At 27.8% G+C, this 425-nt stretch carries 1 pseudogene; it reads right to left on the bottom strand.

Annotated features, from left to right (window positions below):
- A pseudogene (locus ELQ04_RS08810) lies at positions 1-425 on the bottom strand (hypothetical protein); the annotation flags it as partial.

Below are 425 nucleotides of genomic sequence, written 5' to 3'. Positions count from 1 at the left end.
CCGAATAAATTCTCATCAAGCTCTTTATCTTTTAAAATCTTGCGAAAATCTTGCGAAAATCTTTTTAAAAAATCCAACTTATATCTTTCATCGATTCTTTCTAAAGTAAACATATAATTTCCAAAACGATGCAAAGCACATATTGGAGCAAGTGTTTTTTCAAGATCAGGATGTTTTTTTAAAAAATCTCGAATAAAATCATATTCTTCACATGCACAATATACTTTTTCTTTGCTTTTTACGGATGAATTAGGATTATCTCTTCTAAGCATATAAAATGCTTCATTAATAAAATAAATACTTTTAGCAAGAGCAAAAATTTGAAACCATAAACCATTGTCTTGATAGGAAGCTCCTGGAGTTTCGTTTAACTTAATTTGATTTGTTCTTAATAAATCCAATCGGTAAATACCGATTGGATTTAT

Source organism: Campylobacter sp. CH278 (assembly GCF_004378845.1).
Lineage (GTDB): Bacteria > Campylobacterota > Campylobacteria > Campylobacterales > Campylobacteraceae > Campylobacter_D > Campylobacter_D jejuni.
This window is presented reverse-complemented; position numbering and strand designations above follow the sequence as displayed.